The organism is Nonomuraea sp. NPDC048901 (assembly GCF_040649695.1).
Lineage (GTDB): Bacteria > Actinomycetota > Actinomycetes > Streptosporangiales > Streptosporangiaceae > Nonomuraea.
The window spans coordinates 233,147-254,039 of sequence record NZ_JBEZFW010000001.1; the positions used below are offsets into that span (position 1 = coordinate 233,147).

The window sequence follows — 20,893 nt, forward strand, 5'->3', positions numbered from 1 at the left end:
CAGGACGTTCAGGATCAGGACGTTCAGGATCAGGACGTTCAGGATCAGGACGTTCAGGATCAGGACGTTCAGGATCAGGACGTTCAGGATCAGGACGTTCAGGATCAGGACAAGGTGTCCTTGACCGCGATCTGGCCATCCTCGACGACGAACTTCTGGTTGGTGTTGTTGGGGTCGCACTGCCACAGGTACACCTGGATGCCGTTGCCGCGTCCGTTGGTGGCGTCCAGGCATAGGCGGTTGCCTGAGTTGAGGGTGGACTTGAGGATGATCTGGCCGCCCTGGATGACCCAGAGCTGGTTGGCGTTACCTAGGCACTGCCACTGGTAGACCCGGGTGCCGTTGGTTCGGCCGTTGGAGGAGTCCAGGCACATCATCTGGCTCGTGCCGATGGTGTCTTCCACCTTGATGAGGCCGTCCTCGACGACGAACTTCTGGTTGGTGTTGTTGGGGTCGCACTGCCACTGGTACATCAAGATGCCGTTGCCGCGGTAGTTGCTGACGTCGACGCACATTGCGGTCCCGACCGGGATGGTGCGGTTGGCGGGCTCTTGACCAGCGGCCAGCGCAGGCGGAGCAGTGACCGCGCCCATGGTGGCGGAGATGACGGCGGCGGCCAGCAGATGGCGAGCAAGCATGGGTGCCTCCAGAGGAGTTGATCAAGACTCGAGCACCATGACACAACCGAACGTAGTTGATCAATCACCGTCCGCACAAAGCTTGGTGCGTCGCGATGTGATGCCCGCCAGGGGCGAAGCTTCGGGCATCCGCGCTTGCGGTTCAGGATGATCCAGAACGTACAGACTGGATCATGGCACGTCACACCCGGACGGAGGCCGCCGTCGAGGGAGGCGTCCCTAGTTCTTCGACGGGTACGTCGAAGGCACGCTGAGTGGTGAGACTCGCGCGTTCGATCCGATCGAGGCGGAACCATCGGATGGCCTCGCGGCGCCGGCAGCGCGCCACGAGGAACCAGTGCCCGGCCGTGAACGCGAGCAGCTGAGGGTCCACCCGGCGCGTGGTCGGCGTACCGTGACGATCGCGGTAGTGCAGCGAGAGGACCTTGCGCTCCTCAAGGGCATGTTCGATCGCGTCGCGTCGGCGCGGATCAGCTGTCTCGGTGGTGCTGTGGTCGATCCAGATGCGCTCGGTCAAGTCGTCCGCGTGCCGTCGCGCCTGCGGGTCCATCACCGCCAGTACTTTCACCAGGGCGGCTCGAGCCTGCCTGTCGAATGGTTGTCCCCGGTGTGCCGCGATCGCCGCGGCGAGCGCGCAGGCTTCGGTGGCGGTGAAGTTCACCGGTGGCAGGGTGGCGGCACGATCGACGACGTATCCGCCAAGCCGGCCCGTGCGTGCCCAGACTGGGAACCCGCCCTGTTGCAGAGCGGAGATGTCGCGCTTGACGGTGCGGATACTGATCTCGAATGCGGTGGCGAGCTGCTGGGCGGTGCGGCCTCGGGGACCCGCACGGCGGAGATCTTCGCGGATCGCGTAGAGCCGGTCGGTGCGGTTCATTCATAAATGGTGCCATAACGGTGACACCCAGCAGCTCCAGAATCGGAGCATGACGAAGTCGCGAGAACCCATCCTGTTGCTGAGCGGTGCCGGTCTTCCCGTCTGGATCTGGGACCAGGTGCGCGAAGAACTGGCCGCGTCGCACCAGACGGTGGTCGCTGAGCGACCGCGTCATGATCGCGCTTCGCTCACGGAGTACGCCGCCGCGGCACTGGATTCGGCACCGTGGGAGCGATTCGCGGTCGTCGCGCACTCCAGTGGCGGGACTGTCGCAGCGGAACTCATGACCCTCGCGCCTGACCGGGTGGGCGCGTTCCTGGCGGTCACGGCCGTCGTGCCGAAGCCGGGACGCAGCTTCGTCGCGTCGATGCCGTTGCCGAACCGGCTCGTGCTGAGCCTGGCGATGCGGCTGGCCGGCACCCGACCGCCCGATGCCGCTATCCGGCGGGGCGTGGCCAGCCGCGTCGACACGAAGACGGCCGATCGCATCGTGGCGGAGTTCCACCCCGAGTCTGTGCGTCTCTACCGGGACACGCCGCAAGGCGGTGGTTTTCCCGAACGTCGAGGCTACCTCTCCACCAGCCAAGACGCTGAGCTCCCGATCGGACTGCAACAGCGGTTCGCGCGCAACCTCGACACGAGCTGGAACGAATCCCTCGCCAGCGGACACCTGCCGATGCTCGAAGCGCCCGACGCTCTCGCCCGGCGAATCGAGAACTTCCTCGCCGACAGACCCAGTTGACCGAGAGGCGCACGAGGGCCACCCCCATAGTTGGGAGTGGCCCTTCTACTCAGCTCCAATGAAGCAGCTTCTGACGGCTCAGTTGTAGGGGTTGTCGTAGGTCACGGATTTGGTGCGACTGTTGTAAGTGTTGCCGGGATAGAACCAGCCGCCCGTCACGTACAAGGTGACATTCGTGAGGGTAGTGGAGTGGGTGTATTCACCGTCGTAGAGGTACAGGTACAACTGGCAGCCGGGGGGAGCAGTCGCCGTGCCCGTCTGGCTCGGATAGAAAATGGTGCTGCCGTTGACGGAGACGTAGAAGTTCGGCATTGGGTAGGACCCGCTCCCCCAGCACAGCCGGAGCGCGTACCTGAACTTCGTGTTCCCATCGTCGAACGCCAGCGTGCCGGTCAGCTGGGCGAGCATGATCGACGGGCCGGCGTTCGAGGTCACCGTGATGGACACGGCCTGGTCAGGGCCGTAGGCGGCGTGCGCGGGAGTGACGGGCACCAGGATTGCCGCGAGGGTTGCGATGGCGACGGCGACAGAGCCGGCCGCACGACGTACTTTGGAGCGTGTCAATTCCAACCTCATCTCTCGCATGATGTCGGCGGAGCGCGCACGGAGACTATTTTCGGGGTCTCCAGGTGTCCAGAGAGACGATCGAGAGCCATTGATTCGGCCGGCATTAACTTGTGCCATAGCGGCTCTCGCGAGGGTGAATCAGGCGTGCTACCAGGTCGGGGATCAGCCTGCGGAGCCGTAATACCGACGTGACGGGTGAAAGTTTCATTTCACCGGACACCTGCGGTGGCGATGGGGTGCCGGTACAAGCCGCAGGAGCAGCGATGAAGCAGGCTCCGCGCCGTCAAGAACTTCCTGGAGCTCGGCGAGTGTCCGCCGCCGCGTCGTCCTGGTCGGTCAGGGGCGTCGGCTCGGCGGCCGCCCCGCCGTCCTGCTCGTACGAGCCATCCTGCTTGTACGAGGCCGACACCAAGATCTCTTCGGCGTCCTTGTTACGAGTCACCCAGAGATAGACCAGTGCGCCGAGGAACAGCACGATCGACGTCCACTGGTTGATCCGCAGCCCCAGGAACGTCACTGCGTGGTCCACCCCGCCAACCGGGTCGATCCGCAGCCCTTCGATCCAGAACCGCCCCAACGTGTAGCCGGCGACATAGAGGGCGAACAGCCGGCCATGGCGGAGTGTGAACCGCCTGCCGGCCAGGATCAGCCCGAAGCCGAGGGCCACGTCCCACAGCGACTCGTACAGGAATGTCGGGTGGTAGAGCACGCCCGGCCGGCCGCCGTGCGCCTGGTCGATCTCCAGGCCCCACGGCAACGTGGTCGGACTGCCGTACAGCTCCTGGTTGAACCAGTTGCCCCAGCGGGCAATCGCCTGCCCGAACGCGATGCCGGGCGCGATCGTGTCGCCCACGGCGCCGAGGGACAGCCCCCGGCGGCGGCAGGCCAGCCACACGCCCACGCCTCCCAGAGCGACCGCGCCCCAGATGCTGAGGCCGCCTTCCCAGATGAACAGGGCCTGGTAGGGCTTCTTGATCGCGCGGCTCCCGCCGACGCGGAGTCCCTCACTCGATGCGAGGAACTCCTCCTGCAAAGCTTTGACGAGCTCAGGAGCTCCGCCTCAATTTCAGTCTCGAAAGACGCGGTGGAGACGGAGGATGGGGCCCTGAACGGCAATCCCTCATCCCACTTCAGCCGGCTGTCCAGCCACTGGCGTGGGACGGGCGAAGCGGAAGAGCTGTCCGGGGAGTTCCGGATCCCCCATCTCTATCGCGCCATCACGAAACCGCCTCCTCCGTTGGCCTGGGACGGCTCGTCCGACGACGAGCGCGAACTCATCCGCGAGTCCCGGGAGATCGACGGCACTCCACGTTCTGGTACGGGGGCAATAGTCACGGCGAGGCTCAGCACCCCGCTGGAAATCTGGCTGTGGTACCGGGGGCAGCCCACGCAGATGGACGTGGACTATCTGGGCTACCTAGAGGCCCTGGCCCTCACTAAAGGGACACACGGATGGCAGTACCTGTTCACCGATCTTAGTTTCTCCGACCCGGACCTCTACTGGATCGCCGATGATATGCAGGCGATGCTGCATCATTTTCCTAGGCTGTTCTCGCAGTATGACTACACACCGCTACACGAACGCCTCGAAGAGCGCCTTTGGGAAGGGCCTCCGCTTCGCTCCGAGCTGTTCTTCGTTGGGCATGACTTCGGCGCGCAAGGTCTTTCGCTGTGAGCGCTTCGTGCTTCAGGGGATCAGCAGAGACGAGAGCGTTGCCGGGTATCTTCCATGTTCTGAGCAGGGCTCCTCAGAACCGGCAGTGGAGGGCCGTCGCATCGTCGAAGGTGTTGCCTCGTGGCCAGCAGCTGCCGTTCGGGTCGGACTGCTCTATCACCACCACTTGGGTTCACCGGTCTACACAGGATCGTTACGGGAAATCCCTTATCTCGCCGACATCGCCCTCTTACTCTTTTCCCTGCTGTATTCCCCCAACCAAGGACACTGATGAAGCGCTTATTCGCAGGCCTCGTAGCAACGGCCGCGGCCGTGTGCGCGGTGGCCGCACCCGCTCAGGCGGCATCCGTAGCATCCGTGCAGGCCGCTCCAGCGGACCCGGTGAAAGCCCTGAAAGCCCAGCTGACCCCGGGCAAGGGCGTAAAAATCACCGAATCAAGCAGCATCACCGTCGATTTCACCACCGGCGACCAGGCTATGCAGGTACGGGTGAACACCCGTACGGCCGGCACCCTGGCTTTCGGCAAAGGCAATGTAGCGGCTGCCGACCTCCGTGTCCGCATGTCCTCACGCCAGCAAGGGCCCAACCCTCCCTACCGGGTCATCGCTGAGGGCAGAAACGCCTACGTGACCAACGCCGGCATCGCCAAGGCGCTGCCTTCCGGCCGTTCCTGGATCCAGTCGAAGGCCAGTGGGCAGGAAAATGCCGTCCTCGGCATGGGCGTCACCTCAGCAGAGCTGCAGTACATGGTGAAAAACGCATCAGAAGTGGCGACCGGCGAATATCAGGGCACCGCCAAACTCACTGACTTCCGGCACGACAAGTCCGCCGGGGAAGGCAACGTCGAGTTCCATCTGTACTTCGATCAACACAACCTTCTCACCCGCACGGTCGTCGACACGACGGCCTACCCGGACAGCGACAGCACGGCCTATGACCAGATGGTCTTCCACACCGATACCAAGTATTCGGGCTGGGGCGCCAAGGTGAAGATCGCCGCACCGGCGGCCCGTAAGGTCATCAGCGAGAAGAAGCTCAACACGAAGACCCGCAAGGCCGCCATAAAGGCTGGCTATCCGGAGAGCGGTCCCTTCTAAACCAGCGCCGTAACTAGCACCGTTCGAGCGTGAGCAGCGGCTCAGCGAACACCGGCGCCGGCGCGTCGGGGTTCGCGGCAACCGCCTCCTCCAGGCGGCGGAAACCGGCCTCCAGCTCGTCCGGACTGAGCTGAGCGAAGAACGAAAGGGTGCGCAGGCGCAGCCGTTGGAGCATGTCAGCACGGGTGCCGACGGACGGCTCGGTAACCGTGCCGAAGCCGGCAACGCGCCAGCCGTCCGACGTGAACATCTCGATGACCTCGTGCAGCGGCTGGAACAGCGCGGCGTCCGCCGCGAAGCCGCGGGGGAAGTGCTCCAGCCACCACGGCCTGGGATGGTGGTCGCTGAAATTCGCGCGCAGTAGCAGCCGCCCGGCGGGCCTGAGCACCCTGGCCAGCTCCCGTACCGCCAGCGGTTTGTCCTGGACGTGGTGCCAGGACAAGAACATGAGAGCGTAATCGGCACTGGCGGACGGCACCGGCATGTCCTCGGCGGAGCCCGCCAGATATCGCACATCGGGATGCCGGGACTGTGCCTGCGCTATCTCGCGCATGCGGACCGACGGCTCGACGCCAGTGACCGGCCCGAACGCTCGCGCCAGGGCGGGGGTGAACCGGCCGGTCCCTGCGCCGACGTCCAGCCCCACCAGCGGGCGCCCCTCGGGCAGCACCGCTGCGAAGGCGCTGATCCATGTCTGCTGCTGCCGCTCGGTAAGCGCGCGGCCACGCGCGTAGTCCTGGTGCTGCTCCGTGTCGTAGTCGATCCGCCTCATCGCCGCTCCCGGTCAGCCGGGCCACAGCGAACCGTCGGCCCGATATATCGACTGGATACATCGGCAAGATATGCGGCGTCGCGTCATGCCACAAGTGGGGCCATGACGGTCAGGAACGCAGGCTTCGCCCGGCGAAGCCGACTGGGATCTGGACCCGGGGGCTAATCCGAGCCTGTCCGACCTACCAGTTCCGTGAGGCGGCGTTCGAGGAAGCGCCGTTCGGCGCCGTCGCCGGTGAGTTGCCTCGCACGTCGATAGGCGTCACGCGCCTCGTCGGTACGCCCGAGGCGTCGCAGGAGTTCGGCCCTGGTCGAGTGCAGGTAGCGGAAGTCGTCGAGACCGAGTTGGTCGACGACGCGCAGACCGGCCTCGGGGCCGTCGGTCTCGGCGACGGCGATGGCGATGGCGATGGCGCGGTTGAGCTCCACGATGGGCGAGCCGGTCAGGCGGGCGAGCCGGCCGTACAGGGCCGCGATCTGCGCCCAGTCGCACGGCGTCTCGGCGTGCAACGAGGCGATGGCGGCCTGCAGGACATAGGGCCCACGGCCGCGCAGGGCGAGCGCCCGGTCGAGCTCGGCGCGTCCGGCGGCGAGCTGTTCGGTGTTCCACAGGGACCGGTCCTGATCGCCGAGCAGTACGAGCTCGCCGTCGCGGAACCGCGCCTCGCGACGGGAGTCGTGCAAGAGCATCATCGCCAGCAGCCCGTGAACCTCGGGGCCGTCCGGAAGCAGTTCGGCGAGCACGCGCCCCAACCAGATCGCCTCCGCCGCGAGCTCGTCGCGGCCCCCGCCGAGGGTGCGCAGGGTGAGCGCCGTCATCATTGGTAGTCGGCGTAGACCTGCTTCTGCTCCTCCTCGGACAACGCGGCCTGTTCCTCAAGCGCGGTGCCCTGAGAGATCAGCATGACGTACTTCATCGTTTCCTCCTCGTCGCTACCAGATTGGTCGGGCAGTAAGACGAACGGCGGGTCGCGAAATCGACAGGTCGGCACTGGAAATCTGACGCGACCATGATCAGGCGTCGGGGTCAGGGAGCGGTGAGGTGGGCGCGGATGGCGGCGGCGCCGGATTCGGTAAGCCAGTCGGTGAGCGTACGCAGTCCGGGGTGGATGACGCGCAGCGACTCGATGTCGGCGTGCCATCGGTGACCGGTGTGCCAGTGTTTCCTGATCTCGGCGACCTCTGAGCTGATGGCGGCGGCCTCTTCATCGGTGACCTGCTCGTACCGGACCGGAATGCCCGTGGCCTCGGTGATCGCGGCGGCGGCTTCGACCGGGGTCGGTTCGTCGCCGGCCAGTTCCAGGGTTCGTCCGGCGAACCGGGTCGGCTCCGCGAAGGCGAGCGCGGCGAACTCGGCGATGTCCTCCAGCGCGATGATCTGCATGGGCTCGTGCGGGGTAAACAGATGGCGGTGTACGCCGTTGGAAATGCCGTCGATGCCGATCGCCCCGTCGCTGAGATAGTTCGTCATGAACCGTACTGGACGCAGCACGGTAGGCAGCGCGATGTGGTCGTGCAGGTACTGTTCGATCAGCGCTTTCCCCGCTGAACCTGGCACTTCTGTCGATGCCGAGGCGAGGGTGCTGAATACCACCTGCTTGATTCCCGCCGCGGCCGCCGCGTCGATCAGCGCCCGGCCACGGGCCACCTCGAGGTCTGTCGTGAAGGACAGGGGCGGTATGCCGAACAGGGCGGCCGCGCCATCGAGTGCCGGCGGCAGACTGGCCGGATCGTCGAAGTCGCCGCGTACGAGCTGGGCACCCGCGGCGGCCAGTGCGGTAGCGGCGGGTGCGGTCAGGTCGCGCACCAGGGCTCGCACCGGCCACCCTCCGGCAAGCAGCCGCCGGGCGGTGGCGCCGCCCTGCTTGCCAGTGGCGCCGGTGACGAGGATGGGGGAACCGAGATTTGCCGGCGTCACGGTGGTCATGGCGTCCTTTTCGGAGACGACGGATTCGGAGATGGTGGATACTGACACGATCCGGAATGCTCCACCCCCTTCCACGCCACGGACAAGGATTACGTGACATGACCGCAGCACCGGCGCCAGTACCGGATGCGGCACGTGCCGAGCGGGCCGATGCCCGCCGCAACCGAGAGATCGTGCTGCGCACCGCGATGCGCGTGTTCGCCGAGGAAGGGCGGGAGGTGTCGCTTGGCCAAATCGCGCATCGTGCCGGGGTCGGCGCCGGGACCGTCTACCGGCACTTCCCGAGCAAGGAGATCCTGGTCGAGGCGGTGCTCGCCGAGCACGTCCAGGGATTCGTGGTCTCCGCGGGTGGATGGGCCGGCCGCGCGGCGCCCGGTGACGCCCTGTTCGGGTTCCTGCTCGAAGTGATCGAGAAGCTGGCCGACCGCAAGCACGTCTGCGAAGCGCTCACCGCTGACAAGGGCTGGCCGCGTGCCGTGCTGACCGCCGCGGCGCAGCGGTTCCACGAGGCGCTGGCCCGCTTGCTGCACGACGCGAAACAGGCTGGTGCGATACGCGCCGACGTGCGGGTCGACGATCTGGCCGCGCTGGCCGTCGGCGGCGCCGCACTGCGTTCGGCACACCGGGACCTGGCACGCGGTACGCGGCTGGTGCGGCTGCTGCTGGACGGATTGCGTACCCCTACTGTCACGAAAGCCAGCGAATTACGTGACGCGCCCTCCCATCAGCGTCACGAAACCGCGGCCCCCAGCGAGAGGCGCTGCGAGGAATGCGGTGCTCGGCTGCGCATCCGGGCTACCGGGCGGCCACCCCGCTACTGCGGTCCGACCTGCCGCCAGCGCGCCCGCCGCCGTCGCGTCGCCGACGGCGGCATGGAACCTCTGCCGTCATCGGCGGCGCCGTCGCAGCGGTGACCGCTTGGGCTCCACCGCAGCGAGGATGCGGGGCGGCGTGATCCACGACCGCACTCATTGGGCGTCGGCTCCGGGCGTGCGGTAGGCGGCGAGGAAGACCCGGACGGCGGCATCGGCGTAGTGGTCGAGCTCGGATGGGGCGAAGCGAATGTCGTCGCCGCAGAGCATGACCTTGTTGACCGGGATCGAGGAGACGAGCCAGGTGAAGTGGTTGGCCGCGAGGACGGGATCGTCGATACGCAGTAGTCCGCGGCCGGTCAGCTGCTCGAAGCAGGACGCCAGCGCGGCGTGCACGCGCTCGGGACCCGCCTCGAAGTAGGCGTGGCCCAGGTTCGGGAAACGGCCGGCTTCGGCGATGACGAGGCGGCGTACGCGCAGGTGGGATGGTTGCGTGAGGGCGTGGACGAACTGGCGCGCGACCGCCCGCAGGGTGGTCTCGACATCATCCGTGGCCGCCAGGTCGACCATGGCGTTCCGGAAGATCTGATCGATGCCGACGAGGCGGTCGAGCACGATCTGCTCGAACAGGCTCTCCTTCGGCCCGAAATGCTTGTAGATCGTCTGCTTTGACGCGCCCGCGGCAGAGGCGATCTCGTCGGTCTTGGCACCGACGTAGCCGTCACGAAGGAACACCTCCAGCGCCGCATCCATGATCCGGCGCCGTGTCTGCGCGTGCGTGTCTGCGGCTTGCGGCATTCAGGCCCTCCAGGGTTCGCGCCGTTGACACTCTCCGAAGTGTACCGTACGGTACTGTTCACTATGTCGGTACAGTACCGTACGGTACGACTTGGAGGAACCAAGGTGGGCACTGTCCAGTCCAAGGACGGCACTGAGATCGCCTTCGACGTCTGGGGCGACGGCCAGCCATTGATCATGATCGACGGGGCCACCGCCCATCGCATGGTCAACCCGACCAATGGTGAGGTGGGGCAGCTGCTGCGCGAGGAGTTCCGGGTCTACGCCTACGACCGCCGTGGTCGCGGCGAGAGCACCGACACCGCACCGTACGCGGTGGAGCGCGAGTTCGAGGACCTTGCCGCTCTGATCGACCACGCCGGCGGGTCGGCCATGGTGTTCGGCTGGTCCTCAGGGGCCGTGCTGGCCCTGCACGCCGCCGCCGCGGGCCTGCCGATCACCCGGCTGGCGCTGTTCGAGCCGCCGTTCGTCGTCGACGACAGCCGCCCGCCGCTGCCGGCCGACTACGTCGAGCGGCTCGACGCCCGCGTCGCCGACGGCCGTCCGGGTGACGCGGTGGAGCTGTTCATGACCGCGGCGGCCGGCGTCCCCGCCGAGGCCGTCGCCGGTATGCGACAGGCCCCGTTCTGGCCCGCCGTGGAAGAGGTGGCGCACACCATCGCCTACGACGGGCGGATCATGGGCACCACCATGTCCGGCGCTCCGCTGCCCCGCGACCGCTGGGCCGCGGTGACCGTGCCCGTCCTGGTCATGCACGGCACCGGCACCATGCCGTGGCTGATCACCGGGGCCCAGGCGCTGGCCGATCTCCTGCCCACCGCGACCCTGCGCGCCGTACCGGGCGAGAACCACGGCACCACAGCCGACGTGCTCGCTCCCGCGCTGCGGCAGTTCGCCCAAGGTCGCTAGGAAACGCCGGCGGATGACCCTTGCCGCGTCCACCGGCGAGGCTCACCGGGGGTGGCAGGCGAGGGCTCTACACTCGCTCGCCATGACCCGATTAACTGATCGTCTCGGTCCTGCCTCCCTGCTCATCGCGCTGCTCGCCATCTTCCTCGGCCTCCGGCTGACCCAGGACTGGGTGCGGCCTGGCCTCGGGGTCATCGCGGCGGCGCTGGCATGGCCTGGGGTGCGGAAGCAAGCCACGATCGCGACGGTGTACAACCGCAGTACATCGGTGGCGGGGATGTCGGTGGCGGCGGTGGCGATCGGTCTCACGGCGGCGAAGTTGGCGGCCACCGCTCTCTTTTAGCGCCGGCAGCAAGGGCAGCCTCTTCGCGGCTCGGTGGTTGTCCGTTTGATTCCCACCCCTGGCCAAAGGAGGTAATGGGGGTCGACCATGGTCGGTGACGGCGGTGCCACCGGGCTCCCCCATCGGTTCGCCGGCTGGCTTCCGCTCGGAGCGCTCATCTTGTGCGTTGCCGCGACGCTGCAAGCGATCGGCCTCGTCCGGCTGGCTCGCCGAGGGACGACAGTGCCCGCCGCGTAGAAAATATCCCGCGCCATTAGCGTGCGATTAAGACAGCCGCCATAAAGTGGTCGATCGTGACAATGAACCCATGGCCGTTGGGCGGCGACCTGAGCGTCGCGAGGATCGGCTACGGAGCGATGAAGCTGACCGGCTGGCCGCAGGGTGATCGGCCCAGCCGGGAGACGGCTCTGGCGATCCTGCGCCGGGCGGTGGAGCTCGGCGTGAATCACATCGACACCTCGCACTACTACGCGCGTGACGGAGTGGCGGCCAATGAGCTGATCCGGGAGGCGCTGTCTCCCTACCCGGCGGACCTGGTGATCGTGACCAAGGTGGGCGCGCTGGTCGAGGGCTCCGATGTCGCCTTGCCGGCGGCCGAGATGACCGGCCTGACACCGGACGGCCTGCGCCGCGGCGTGGAGGCGAACCTGCGCTCGCTCGGGGTTGACCGCCTGGACGTGGTGAATCTGCGAATGGGTGGCCACGACCGCTCCGAGACGTCCCTGGCCGCGCCCCTGACAACGCTGCTCGAGCTGCGCGAGGAGGGCTTGATCCGCCACCTGGGCGTATCGAACGTCACCGCTGACGAGTTCGCCCAGGCCCGCGCGATCGCGCCCATCGTCTGCGTCCAGAATCTCTACAACCTGTCCAAGCGCGATGACGACCCACTGGTCGACGCCTGCGCGGACGCGGGCATCGCCTATGTCCCCTACTTCCCTGTCGGCGGGTTCCAGCCGATCAAGGCGGGGCACCTGGACGCCATCGCCGCCCGCCACGGTGCGACGGTGCCGCAGGTGGCCCTGGCCTGGTTGCTGGCCCGATCCCCCAACATCCTGGCGATCCCCGGCACCGGCTCACTGGCGCACCTGGAGGAGAACATCGCCGCCGGCACACTGAAGCTGAGCGAAGAAGACCTCGCTCAACTGGGGTAGGCGCATGCCGCCCGGACAACCCGTTCCGAACGTCAGAGTCGCCAGTAGACCGCAGTGGCGTCGTCGTGTGCCTTGCCGCGCGGCCAGCGGGCGCCGTGGGGGTCGGTGTGCTCGGCCGTACGGACCTGGCTGATGAGTTCGGCGGGACCGTCGGCTTCCAGGATGTTCAGGAGGCCTCGCCAGCTCGCGAGGTCGAAGCAGTCGACCAGGCGCGATGCCCCATCGCTGAGCAGCGCGGCAGCCCGTACCGCGTCCGTGGGAACGCTGCCGGTGAGAGAGTGTTCGGCGGCCAGGGGGTCGGTGGAGGCGACCCAGTAGCCTCCGTCACGGTTGCGGTGCTGGAGCTGGGCTTCCACGGATCCAAGGCGTTCCCGCTCGTGCTCCTTGGAGCCGGTGGGCAGGGTGTCCAGGTGCGTTCGCAGGGTCGCCGTGACATCAGCCAGGCGATCATCGCTGACCACCATGGGTTCCGCGGCGGAGTTCAGGTCCAGGACGAGGATGGAGTCCGCCAGTACCAGCCAGTCCAGGGACTCCGTTGTCCGGCGGAGTAGGAGCACGGTTGCCGCGGGTGATCCGGGATGGGCGAGGTCGCAGGTCGAGGAGTGCAGAGAGGAGACGGTCTCGATGCCCTCGGCCAACACGTCGGCCAACGAGCGGTCGTCGGCCGTCAGCGTGGCGAGCGTGGAGAGTAAGGACGAGCCGAGTATGCGCGTGTACCAGGCCACGGTGTGGACGCATCCGGTCGGCAGGCGTGCGGGATAGCCGGCGCCGTCGAGAACGACCACCGCGTCAGGGGTCGCGCCGACGAAGTCTTCGTTCTCCCGGTTGAGACCACCCACCTCAGTGGCGAAGGCCAGGCTCACGCTGGTCAGCTCTCCTCGTGTCGGTGCAGCGGACTTGCCGACTCAGCGTACGGCGACGACAGCAGGTGCCGCTCGCGTGTCACGAGCGGCACCTGCTCCGTTACGGCTTGCTCAGACGGCTATGGCCTGCTTCAGACGGCGCAGCCCCCGTCGGAAGCGCCGTCACGAGCTCCCCGTCAGACGGTCCCCTCCCGGCCGGTCCCCTCCCGGCCGAACTCCAGAGTGATCCGAGAGTTGATCTCCTGGGCCTTGGGGGAGTAGGCGGGGTAGAACTCCTTTCCGCACTCCAGGTCCTTCAGCGCCGCCTTGATCTCCTTGTCCAGGTACGGCTTGGCCTCCTCCGGCTTGAGCTTCGGCTTCAGGACGAGGGTCTTGCCCTTGGGCACCTTGGGCAGCGGGTCCTTCCAGGTCTTCTTGGCAACCTCTGTGACCTGCTGCCAGTACGTCCTGCGGCCCAGACCGTTCAGTGCGCTCGGCTTGGTCTCGCTGACTCCCAGGCACTTGGCGAACTGCTTGCCCAGCTGCGCAAGCTGCTTGTCCTTGTCGAGGACACTCAGCTCCTTCTTCAGCGCGGCTTCGAGCTGATTCCAGTAGTCGTCCTGGGAGGTGACGGTCTTGCCCAGCACCTCCTTGGCCGCCTCGGAGAAGCAGGCGTCGTCGGCGGCGCGCCACTTCTTCAGCCCGTCGGCCGAGAGCGACATCATCGTCTTGTTGTTCGGATTGTCGGGGCGGGTGGGGTTGACCACCTCGTCCTTCGGGAAGGCGTTCTCGGCCCAGACGCCGAAGCCGTACTTGGCCCGATACGTCCGCAGCGCCTTGAGGTCACCCTGAAGCCGCTCCCACTCCCCGGGCTGCCAAGTGTGCTTGGGCATCGGCGTGGCCACGTAGTCGAAGCCCTTCTCCGTCATGCAGGCGACACGCTTCGCCTCCAGTTTGGTCTGCGTCTCGTACGCGGCATCGGCCCCCGAAGGGGGTGATGTGAAAGCGCCGAACGAGCCGACGAGCACGGTGGCCGCGATGGCCTTGGCGATGAGCATGGGTCGTTCTCCTTTGCTATGAGGGCATGCGAAACAGAACTTCCGGCCGAAAAGGCCGGATCGGGGGAAAGTCTCAGCAGGGGATCTTCATGTGAGACGCCTTCGGCGCCACCTCGGGCAGCCCGGGTACGAGATCGACGGCGAGCACGGCGGTGCCTTGCCTCGCGCCCTTCCTTTCGGTGATCTCGTCGGTGGGCGTCTTCACCTTTCTGTCCCTGGTGTTGACCGTGCGTTCGCCCAGGTAGCCATAGGTTTCCCGGTCGAAGATCAGCTCGGACCGGGTGCCGTTGCCCTCGTCCATGGCGACGGCCAGGCCAGGGCGGCCGGCGGCGTCCACGGTGTCGCCGATGAGCACGATGCCGTCCAGCCCAGCGGCGACCTGGTACAGCGCGGCGCCCAGGCTGGGCCGTACCACGGACTCGGGGACCAGGCCCTGGAGGGAGTGCCAGATGCGCAGCGGCTCCTCGCCCGTATCGGCGACGATCTTCGCGCGTACCTGGCCGGGGTCCGTCGGCCAGGCCCCCAGCCGCGCGTACGCCGGCTGGCCGGGACAGGCCCCCGGCTCGTACACGATGTCCTCGACGCCGCGGTCCCAGTACTTCCGGGGCACCGGTCCCGTGGCCGACAGGGCCTGCGTGCGGCTCAGCCAGGGCTTGCCCACGTCGGCCGCCTCCCAGCGCTCCTCGTTGACCAGCACCTTGGTGTACTGCGTCCTCCCCGACCGGTCCTTGGTGTACAGGCTGCGCTGGGCCAGCATCTTGGTGTGGACGTACTGGCCGCGGGGCGGCACCATGTCAGGCTGGTCGGCGGCGGCCCGCGCGGCCAGGTTGAGCAGCGCCTTGGCGTCGGCCGGAGGCGCCGCGACCAGATACCCGGGGGTGCGCGGATCAGAGCCGCCCAAACCCACCTCGGTGACAAGGATGCCGGCGGTGAGCGTCACCGCCATCGCGCCGACCAGCGCGACGCGCCGGACCGGCAGCACGGTACGCCACCTGCGGCGCGGACGGTCGAACCGGGACACCAGGGCGGCACGCGAGCCCGCCAGTTCGCGCTCGGTCGCCTCGGGCACCTCGGCCAACAGCCGGCCGAGCTGCTCCATCTCATCCATGATCTGCTCCTTCCAGCGCCTGGCGAACCTTCTTGCGCGCCCGGTTGAGCCGGGATCGCACAGTCCCGACCGGGACGTTCAGCGCCTCGGCCACCTCCTCGTACGTCAGCTCCGCCCACGCCACCAGCAGCAGCGCGTTCCGGTCCCCGGTGCGTAACCCGGCCAGCGCCGCCCATCAGCGGCCGGTTGACCGCGAGCGTGCCCACTCCGTCCTCCACCGGCCCGCCGGTGATCTCCGCCGGGTCCACCCCGCCCCGCACGTACGCCCGGTAGCGGGCCACCTCGCGCCGCCGCCGTTTGCCGATCACGTTCGAGGCGATGCCGTACAACCAGGGCCGGGCACTGGCCTGGCCGTACTGGTAGCGGTCCCGATGCTCGAACGCCGCCAGGAACGTCTCGGACACCACGTCCTCGGCCGAGTCGTGACCGAGCCTGCGAGCCGCGAAGCGGTGCAGGGCGGGCGCGTGCCGGTCGAACACCATGGCGAACGCCTCCGGCTCCCGCAGCGATCGGCGGATCAGATCGGTGTCGGCGGCCTCGGCTATCGCCGGTTCGGCCATGAACTGGTCAGCTCCTTCATGCGGTGCCTTGTGCGGCAAGTGGGCAGATTCGCATGTACTTACCGCTGCTCCGCCGAAGAGTTCACGTCGGCCCGATATTTTGCCGCTCCCGTTGAAGAGCCTCCGCTTCGTTCCGGGCTGTTCGTCCTGGGCACACCTTCGGTGGGCGCTTCGCGCACGAGGGGCTCAGGCGTTCTCCCAGGCGCATAACAGCATGGGACCTTCCGGTGCAGCAGGCCTTTGACGCCGCTGTTGTCACCGGAAGGTCGCTATGCGCTGTGTGAATTTCGGGCGTACCCGCGACGGGCACTGGGTCCAGGCGGCTCCTTACTGCGGAGTGGTAGGCGTGGGGGCCGGGCGTACGGCGATGGACTGGCTCAGCGGACGCTCCCCGCCCGTGAGGAACGGAGATCCCGTGGCCTCCTTCAGCGTGCCGCCGGATCCGATCTGGAACGCGGCCAGCTGGTTCGTGTCCCGGATGGCGGCGAAGACGTCCCGGCCGTCCGGCGTGATCGCGACCGCCGCCACCTCGGCGTGGTCAGGGGTGTGGACGGGGGAGTCGGCGGTCGGCTTGAGCGAGCCGTCCGCGAGGATCGTGAAGCCGAGCAGGCCGCCGCGAGCCGTGTCGACGTCGGGGTCGTTGCTGGCGACGTACAGGTGCTGACCGTCGGGCGTGACCTTGAGACCGACCGGGCCGGTGGGCGCGGGGAACGGCGATCCGGGCACGGGCGTCAGCGCGCCGTCCGCGCCGCGCCGGAACCCCCACACGTTCTGCCCGACCAGCGAGGTCACGTACACCAAGCCGCCGTCCGGGCTGATCGCGATCCCGAAGTTGGCCTGCCCGACCTTCGCCACGTCCTGCGCGGGTCCGAGCGTGCCGTCGAAGCGCACGTCGAATCTGGTGATGACTCGCGGCGGGCTGTCGGCGGTCTCGTCCACATCGGCGTACGAAAGGTAGAGGAAGCGCCCGTCGGGGGACAGCACCGTCTGCTTGGGGTTGTCGGAGGTGGCGCGGAAGTCGCCGAGCTTGCTGGGTCTGCCGTCGAGACCGATCCGGTACGCCGAGATCGTTCTGTCGGCGGTGTTGGTCACGTACAGGGTGCGCCCGTTCGGGGAGACGGTCGCCCCCCACGGCTCGTCGCCGGTCTGGACGATCTGCGGATCCGGCTGGAGCGCGCCCTGCGCCCCCACGCGGAACACCGAGAGCGTGTCGGAGTCGCTGTTGACGACGTACGCGGTGGCCCCGTTGGGGGTGAGGGCGATGCCCCGGGGGAACTTGCCGAGGGTGGACACGGGCTTCCCAAGCGGTTTGAGGACCGCCCCCGGGCCGATCGCCAGGGAGGAAACATCGCCGGAGCCGGCGTTCGTGACGTAGACCACGCCGCCCGACGGCGGCAGGACCGGCCCCGTGGCGGCGTGCGCCAGGGCGGGAGAGGAGACGGCGAGCAGCGCGACCGCGGCCAGGACGGCACCGCCCGCTCGCGTGGACGACCAGATGGACAGGGATGACTTCTTGTACTTCATGGATTTCCCCATGGTTCGACAGATGGGCCTGCACCTGATGGGCGTGCCATCCCGTTCCATCTGTCTTTGAGGGTTCCATGCCCGCCTCTACATAGTCCGGTTCCCATGCAGGCGCCGTCGTTCCCACCATGCCCAATCGGAATCGGGGGACGTAGGCGGAGCTGGTGAGGTTCGACGGAGGTCCCGGCCGCATCCGGGTGTGCTCAAGGGCGATCACCGCCGCCATGGGGCGACGGCCGAGCCCGGGAACATGATGGATCAGAGCCAGGCGGAAGAGGGGGATCATGACGGGATACGTGCGGTGGTAGGACATGCGTACCGAGGGCATCGAACGCGCCGGTGGCGACGGAGTCCTCTATGTACGTACCAGCGACTCCATCGTGGCGCTCTCCAAGGAGTACAGATGAGACAACACGTGCGCATTCCGGTGCCCGACGGCGATTCACTGGCGGCGACGGTGGCACTGCCGGAGGGGACGGCGCCCGTGGCCGGATGGCCGGGGGTGGTGGTCGTGCACGAGATCTACGGCGTCGAACCGGACATGCTTGATGTGATGGACCTGTTCGCCGAGCGTGGGTACGCGGCGGTCCTGCCTGATCTGTACAGCCACGGGACCAGGATCGCGTGCCTGGCGCGGGCTATGCATCAGCTCGCGACCGGTAAGCCGGGTCGGCCGACGGCCGACATTGACGCGACCCGGCGGTGGCTGGCCGGTCGTGCGGACGTCGACGGTGCTCGGCTGGGTGTGATCGGGTTCTGCATGGGGGGCGGGTTCGCCCTGGCGTATGCGGCGGGCGCGCCGCCCGGTGTGCGGGCCGCATCGGTGAATTATGGGGCGGTTCCCCGGCGTCAGGAGGAGCTGCGGTCGGTGTGTCCGGTCGTGGCGTCCTACGGTGCCCGCGACCAAGGGTTTCGGTCGCACGGCAGGCGGCTGCAGGAGCATATGGCGGCGCTCGGCATCGAGCACGACGTCGAGATCTATCCGGAGGCCGGGCATTCCTTCATGACCGACGGCCATCATCCCATCGCGAAACTCGCGCTGTTTCCGTTGCGTCATGGTCTTGTCCGCTCAGCGGCGGACGACGCGTGGCAGCGTACATTCGGCTTCTTCGACCAACACGTAGACCAACACGTGGCTGGCGAATAGCTCGGAATCGCTAAAGAGGAGAAGCGCCCGGTTCAGTACAGACGGGCGGTACTTCGGCTGATAGCCTAATTCGCCATGAGGAAAGCTATCATCGCGTTAGTGATCGCCGCTGCCACGCTCTTCTCGCTGTCCGCGTTCTTCGCGTCGCCCGCCTCGGCGACCGACGGGACGATCATCTCAGAAAATTGAAATAGGCTTTCTCCCCTGTTTCGGTCCCGTCAGTAACACCATTTGAGGCTGAAGGCCACCACCCATGAGTGGGTAGTGGCCTTCGATGTCGTGCTTCTTTATCGCACTGTTCTAAGGGCTAATCGCAGTGCTCGAAGCCGCTGGTGTACGAGCTGCTGCCGACCGAGCCGCCCCACTTGACGCACTTTCCGGGCGCGCTGCGCTTGACCGGTCCCGCGTAATAGTCGTAGCTGCCCGAGTCGGTCGACCGGCTTTCCCCTTCCGGTTCCAGGAAGGCCGACACCGCCGACGCCGTGCCGAGGCTCGTCGTCTTCAACGTCGCGACGCAGTTGTAACCATTACCCGAGTTGTAGAGCAGGTAGGTGCGACCGCCAGTGAGAGCGGCGGAGTCGATGACGGAATAGCCGCTGCCGCAGACCTCCTCGGCGGTGTAGGGGTTGCCACCGCAGGCGTTGGTACTCGTGACGGCCTTCTTCTGGCCCAAGGACACGGTCACGCCGTCCACGGTCGGGCTGGTGTCCATCGCGCCGCTGGAGGTTCGCTGTTCGTAGTGCAGGTGGGGAGCGTTGGCGCCGCCCGTCGAGCCGACGGTTCCGATGGCGGTGCCCTGGCCGACGCTCAGTGAGCCGCCGGCCGCCTTCACCATGGTCGCGAGGTGGGCGTACCGGGTTCTGGTGCCGTCACTGTGCTGGATCTCTATCCACTTGCCATAACTCGTGCTTCCCGCGTCGTAGAAGTACGCGGTGCCCGCGGCGGTGGCGCGTACGGTCTCACCGTTGATGTCGTCGCCGCCGTAGTCCTGCCAGTCGATGGAGCCCGATGGGTTGTGGTTGGGGGTCCAGTTGTTGGCGTAGAAGGTCTTCCCACAGTTGAACGGGCTCTTGTGGGACACCGCCATGACGCTGCTGTCCTGCGCTGAGGCGGCTTGGGGGATCAGCGCCGTCGCGAGAGTGAGCGTCAGGGCGGTGATCGTGGTTCTGAGGGTCTTGGGCCAGGTCGGCTTGCCAGTTGTGGGCATGCTTGCCTCTCTGAACGAGTCGTATGGGGGGATACGGTTAGGCGCCCAGGTCCTGATGTCGGTGAGCCTCGTGGTGACAGAGCTGCGTCGGGAGGGTCGATCATGAAGATAACTCTGAAAGTTCTCTTCATCAATCTCTGTGACATGAAATTTTGCGGCTGTTCCACTTATGGTCGTGCGTTCAACCAGGACGCGACCTGTGAGCGGCCTTCGTGCGAGAGCAGTGAGTCGAACCCCGGGAGACGACGCCATCTCCGGCCGGTAGCGTCAACGCCATGCGGCTTCATGTGGGATGCGCGATGTGGACGCACGTGCCCTGGCAGGGACGCTTCCTGCCTCATCCGCTTCCTCCCGGCGAACGCCTGCGGGCCTATGCCACCTGGTGCAACGCGGTGGAGGGCAACACGACGTTCTACGCGACACCGGCGCGGAACACCGTGGAGTCGTGGGCCCGGCAGACCGACCCCGACTTCCGCTTCGTGGTCAAGCTGCCCAAGTCGATCACGCACAAGCGCCGTCTTACCGGTGCGGGCGCCGACGAGGAGTTGCGCGCGTTTCTGTCGGCGATCGAGCCGCTCGAATCGCGGACCCACGCCCTCTGGGTCCAATTGCCGGGGTCATTCGCGCCCACCGACCTCGGCGCGCTGGCGGGCTTTCTCCACAGCCTGCCTCCTTCGTACAGATACGCCGTCGAAGTGCGTCACCGGGCGTTCTTCGACGACGCGCGGTCAGTACGGCTGCTCGAAGGCGTGCTCGCCCGCGCCGGTGCCGAATGGGTCCCGTTCGACACCACCACCCTTTTCCAGAGCCCTCCGACCAGCGACGCCGAACGAGACGCGTGGACGAAGAAGCCGCGCGTGCCGCGCCGGACGACGGCTCTCACCGACCGTCCGATCGTGCGTTACCTCGGCCGGGACGCCACGGAACGTACGGTCGAGGGCTGGCAGGAGTGGGTCGCCACGGTCACCGAATGGCTGCGGGAAGGCCGCTCGCCGACGGTGTTCGTCCACACCCCCGATAACGCCGACGCGCTGACTCTCGCTCGCCGCTTTCACGACGAGGTACGGGCCCGGGTGCCCGAGGTCGAGCCGCTCCCCGAGCCCATGCCGAGCGAGCCACTGACCCTGTTCTGAGCGAAG

General features: G+C 67.2%; 22 protein-coding genes and 2 pseudogenes. 9 read left to right on the forward strand and 15 right to left on the reverse strand.

The window, feature by feature from the left end; translation table 11 throughout:
* Positions 1–104 precede the first annotated feature (104 nt).
* Together AB0C30_RS01190 and AB0C30_RS01195 are read right to left on the reverse strand one after the other, a co-directional pair.
* Entirely contained in the window at positions 105–638 is a 534-nt protein-coding gene (locus AB0C30_RS01190) for an RICIN domain-containing protein (protein WP_357938287.1), read from the reverse strand.
* 181 nt (positions 639–819) lie between these two features.
* Complete coding sequence (locus tag AB0C30_RS01195; RefSeq protein WP_357938289.1) at positions 820–1,515, reverse strand: WYL domain-containing protein; 696 nt, start codon at positions 1,513–1,515, stop codon at positions 820–822.
* 49 nt (positions 1,516–1,564) lie between these two features.
* Here AB0C30_RS01195 and AB0C30_RS01200 point away from each other — a divergent pair, with 49 nt between their 5' ends.
* Positions 1,565–2,257, forward strand: a complete 693-nt coding sequence (locus AB0C30_RS01200) for an alpha/beta hydrolase (protein ID WP_357938291.1) — start codon at positions 1,565–1,567, stop codon at positions 2,255–2,257.
* A gap of 78 nt (positions 2,258–2,335) precedes the next feature.
* On the opposite strand, the gene AB0C30_RS01205 is transcribed toward AB0C30_RS01200, so the two are convergent.
* Together AB0C30_RS01205 and AB0C30_RS01210 are read right to left on the reverse strand one after the other, a co-directional pair.
* A complete protein-coding gene (locus AB0C30_RS01205; RefSeq protein WP_357938293.1) occupies positions 2,336–2,833 on the reverse strand; it encodes a hypothetical protein in 498 nt (165 codons plus the stop codon).
* 433 nt (positions 2,834–3,266) lie between these two features.
* Positions 3,267–3,797, reverse strand: a pseudogene (locus tag AB0C30_RS01210) (prolipoprotein diacylglyceryl transferase family protein); the annotation flags it as partial.
* 111 nt (positions 3,798–3,908) lie between these two features.
* Between AB0C30_RS01210 and AB0C30_RS01215 the strand changes: the two are divergent.
* The gene (locus AB0C30_RS01215) at positions 3,909–4,499 is read left to right on the forward strand and encodes a hypothetical protein (RefSeq protein ID WP_357938295.1); all 591 of its coding nucleotides are present in this window, start codon (positions 3,909–3,911) and stop codon (positions 4,497–4,499) included.
* Positions 4,500–4,769: 270 nt separating this feature from the next.
* Positions 4,770–5,597, forward strand: coding sequence for a hypothetical protein (locus AB0C30_RS01220; RefSeq protein WP_357938297.1), 828 nt, complete (start codon positions 4,770–4,772; stop codon positions 5,595–5,597).
* A gap of 13 nt (positions 5,598–5,610) precedes the next feature.
* On the opposite strand, the gene AB0C30_RS01225 is transcribed toward AB0C30_RS01220, so the two are convergent.
* The 3 genes from AB0C30_RS01225 to AB0C30_RS01235 form a co-directional block, all read right to left on the reverse strand.
* Positions 5,611–6,369, reverse strand: coding sequence for a class I SAM-dependent methyltransferase (locus tag AB0C30_RS01225; protein WP_357938299.1), 759 nt, complete (start codon positions 6,367–6,369; stop codon positions 5,611–5,613).
* Positions 6,370–6,530: 161 nt separating this feature from the next.
* Positions 6,531–7,190: a DUF6596 domain-containing protein gene (locus tag AB0C30_RS01230; protein WP_357938301.1), complete on the reverse strand. Its 660-nt coding sequence runs from the start codon at positions 7,188–7,190 to the stop codon at positions 6,531–6,533.
* 205 nt (positions 7,191–7,395) lie between these two features.
* Positions 7,396–8,343, reverse strand: a complete 948-nt coding sequence (locus AB0C30_RS01235; protein ID WP_357938302.1) for an NmrA family NAD(P)-binding protein — start codon at positions 8,341–8,343, stop codon at positions 7,396–7,398.
* Positions 8,344–8,393: 50 nt separating this feature from the next.
* Here AB0C30_RS01235 and AB0C30_RS01240 point away from each other — a divergent pair, with 50 nt between their 5' ends.
* A complete protein-coding gene (locus AB0C30_RS01240) occupies positions 8,394–9,209 on the forward strand; it encodes a helix-turn-helix domain-containing protein (RefSeq protein WP_357938304.1) in 816 nt (271 codons plus the stop codon).
* 54 nt (positions 9,210–9,263) lie between these two features.
* Here the strand turns inward: AB0C30_RS01240 and AB0C30_RS01245 are convergent, their stop codons facing one another.
* Entirely contained in the window at positions 9,264–9,905 is a 642-nt protein-coding gene (locus AB0C30_RS01245; protein ID WP_357938306.1) for a TetR/AcrR family transcriptional regulator, read from the reverse strand.
* A 105-nt stretch (positions 9,906–10,010) separates the two neighbouring features.
* On the opposite strand from AB0C30_RS01245, the gene AB0C30_RS01250 reads away from it, so the two are divergent.
* The 3 genes from AB0C30_RS01250 (at position 10,011) to AB0C30_RS01260 (ending at position 12,308) form a co-directional block, all read left to right on the forward strand.
* Positions 10,011–10,814 carry an alpha/beta hydrolase gene (locus tag AB0C30_RS01250; protein WP_357938308.1) on the forward strand — a complete coding sequence of 268 codons (804 nt, stop codon included), beginning with the start codon at positions 10,011–10,013 and terminating at the stop codon, positions 10,812–10,814.
* Positions 10,815–10,896: 82 nt separating this feature from the next.
* Positions 10,897–11,157, forward strand: coding sequence for a hypothetical protein (locus AB0C30_RS01255; protein ID WP_357938310.1), 261 nt, complete (start codon positions 10,897–10,899; stop codon positions 11,155–11,157).
* Positions 11,158–11,456: 299 nt separating this feature from the next.
* Positions 11,457–12,308 (forward strand): oxidoreductase, encoded by an 852-nt coding sequence (locus tag AB0C30_RS01260; RefSeq protein ID WP_357939733.1) that lies wholly within the window; start codon positions 11,457–11,459, stop codon positions 12,306–12,308.
* 32 nt (positions 12,309–12,340) lie between these two features.
* Here the strand turns inward: AB0C30_RS01260 and AB0C30_RS01265 are convergent, their stop codons facing one another.
* From AB0C30_RS01265 to AB0C30_RS01290, 6 genes and pseudogenes are all read right to left on the reverse strand, one after another.
* A complete protein-coding gene (locus AB0C30_RS01265) occupies positions 12,341–13,171 on the reverse strand; it encodes an integrase (RefSeq protein ID WP_357938312.1) in 831 nt (276 codons plus the stop codon).
* A gap of 176 nt (positions 13,172–13,347) precedes the next feature.
* A complete protein-coding gene (locus AB0C30_RS01270) occupies positions 13,348–14,208 on the reverse strand; it encodes a hypothetical protein (protein WP_357938314.1) in 861 nt (286 codons plus the stop codon).
* Positions 14,209–14,281: 73 nt separating this feature from the next.
* The gene (locus tag AB0C30_RS01275; RefSeq protein WP_357938316.1) at positions 14,282–15,316 is read right to left on the reverse strand and encodes a CU044_5270 family protein; all 1,035 of its coding nucleotides are present in this window, start codon (positions 15,314–15,316) and stop codon (positions 14,282–14,284) included.
* A complete protein-coding gene (locus AB0C30_RS01280) occupies positions 15,309–15,440 on the reverse strand; it encodes a sigma factor-like helix-turn-helix DNA-binding protein (protein ID WP_357939735.1) in 132 nt (43 codons plus the stop codon). The genes AB0C30_RS01275 and AB0C30_RS01280 overlap by 8 nt, the downstream gene beginning before the upstream one ends.
* A gap of 217 nt (positions 15,441–15,657) precedes the next feature.
* A pseudogene (locus AB0C30_RS01285) lies at positions 15,658–15,876 on the reverse strand (sigma factor); the annotation flags it as partial.
* A 327-nt stretch (positions 15,877–16,203) separates the two neighbouring features.
* Positions 16,204–17,400, reverse strand: a complete 1,197-nt coding sequence (locus AB0C30_RS01290; RefSeq protein WP_357938318.1) for a beta-propeller fold lactonase family protein — start codon at positions 17,398–17,400, stop codon at positions 16,204–16,206.
* 403 nt (positions 17,401–17,803) lie between these two features.
* On the opposite strand from AB0C30_RS01290, the gene AB0C30_RS01295 reads away from it, so the two are divergent.
* The gene (locus tag AB0C30_RS01295; protein WP_357938320.1) at positions 17,804–18,547 is read left to right on the forward strand and encodes a dienelactone hydrolase family protein; all 744 of its coding nucleotides are present in this window, start codon (positions 17,804–17,806) and stop codon (positions 18,545–18,547) included.
* Between the two features lie 307 nt (positions 18,548–18,854).
* Here the strand turns inward: AB0C30_RS01295 and AB0C30_RS01300 are convergent, their stop codons facing one another.
* Positions 18,855–19,754: a M23 family metallopeptidase gene (locus tag AB0C30_RS01300; protein ID WP_357938322.1), complete on the reverse strand. Its 900-nt coding sequence runs from the start codon at positions 19,752–19,754 to the stop codon at positions 18,855–18,857.
* Between the two features lie 275 nt (positions 19,755–20,029).
* Here AB0C30_RS01300 and AB0C30_RS01305 point away from each other — a divergent pair, with 275 nt between their 5' ends.
* Complete coding sequence (locus tag AB0C30_RS01305) at positions 20,030–20,887, forward strand: DUF72 domain-containing protein (protein ID WP_357938324.1); 858 nt, start codon at positions 20,030–20,032, stop codon at positions 20,885–20,887.
* Positions 20,888–20,893 lie beyond the last annotated feature (6 nt).

Bases quoted from the DNA above. Each gene is read 5' to 3' on its own strand.
- AB0C30_RS01190 (WP_357938287.1), bottom strand. From the start codon at position 638: ATGCTTGCTCGCCATCTGCTGGCCGCCGCCGTCATCTCCGCCACCATG.
- AB0C30_RS01240 (WP_357938304.1), top strand. From the start codon at position 8,394: ATGACCGCAGCACCGGCGCCAGTACCGGATGCGGCACGTGCCGAGCGG.
- AB0C30_RS01225 (WP_357938299.1), bottom strand. From the start codon at position 6,369: ATGAGGCGGATCGACTACGACACGGAGCAGCACCAGGACTACGCGCGT.
- AB0C30_RS01205 (WP_357938293.1), bottom strand. From the start codon at position 2,833: ATGAGGTTGGAATTGACACGCTCCAAAGTACGTCGTGCGGCCGGCTCT.
- AB0C30_RS01300 (WP_357938322.1), bottom strand. From the start codon at position 19,754: ATGCCCACAACTGGCAAGCCGACCTGGCCCAAGACCCTCAGAACCACG.
- AB0C30_RS01195 (WP_357938289.1), bottom strand. From the start codon at position 1,515: ATGAACCGCACCGACCGGCTCTACGCGATCCGCGAAGATCTCCGCCGT.
- AB0C30_RS01295 (WP_357938320.1), top strand. From the start codon at position 17,804: ATGAGACAACACGTGCGCATTCCGGTGCCCGACGGCGATTCACTGGCG.
- AB0C30_RS01305 (WP_357938324.1), top strand. From the start codon at position 20,030: ATGCGGCTTCATGTGGGATGCGCGATGTGGACGCACGTGCCCTGGCAG.
- AB0C30_RS01245 (WP_357938306.1), bottom strand. From the start codon at position 9,905: ATGCCGCAAGCCGCAGACACGCACGCGCAGACACGGCGCCGGATCATG.
- AB0C30_RS01230 (WP_357938301.1), bottom strand. From the start codon at position 7,190: ATGATGACGGCGCTCACCCTGCGCACCCTCGGCGGGGGCCGCGACGAG.
- AB0C30_RS01260 (WP_357939733.1), top strand. From the start codon at position 11,457: ATGAACCCATGGCCGTTGGGCGGCGACCTGAGCGTCGCGAGGATCGGC.
- AB0C30_RS01270 (WP_357938314.1), bottom strand. From the start codon at position 14,208: ATGCTCATCGCCAAGGCCATCGCGGCCACCGTGCTCGTCGGCTCGTTC.
- AB0C30_RS01290 (WP_357938318.1), bottom strand. From the start codon at position 17,400: ATGAAGTACAAGAAGTCATCCCTGTCCATCTGGTCGTCCACGCGAGCG.
- AB0C30_RS01200 (WP_357938291.1), top strand. From the start codon at position 1,565: ATGACGAAGTCGCGAGAACCCATCCTGTTGCTGAGCGGTGCCGGTCTT.
- AB0C30_RS01220 (WP_357938297.1), top strand. From the start codon at position 4,770: ATGAAGCGCTTATTCGCAGGCCTCGTAGCAACGGCCGCGGCCGTGTGC.
- AB0C30_RS01275 (WP_357938316.1), bottom strand. From the start codon at position 15,316: ATGGATGAGATGGAGCAGCTCGGCCGGCTGTTGGCCGAGGTGCCCGAG.
- AB0C30_RS01255 (WP_357938310.1), top strand. From the start codon at position 10,897: ATGACCCGATTAACTGATCGTCTCGGTCCTGCCTCCCTGCTCATCGCG.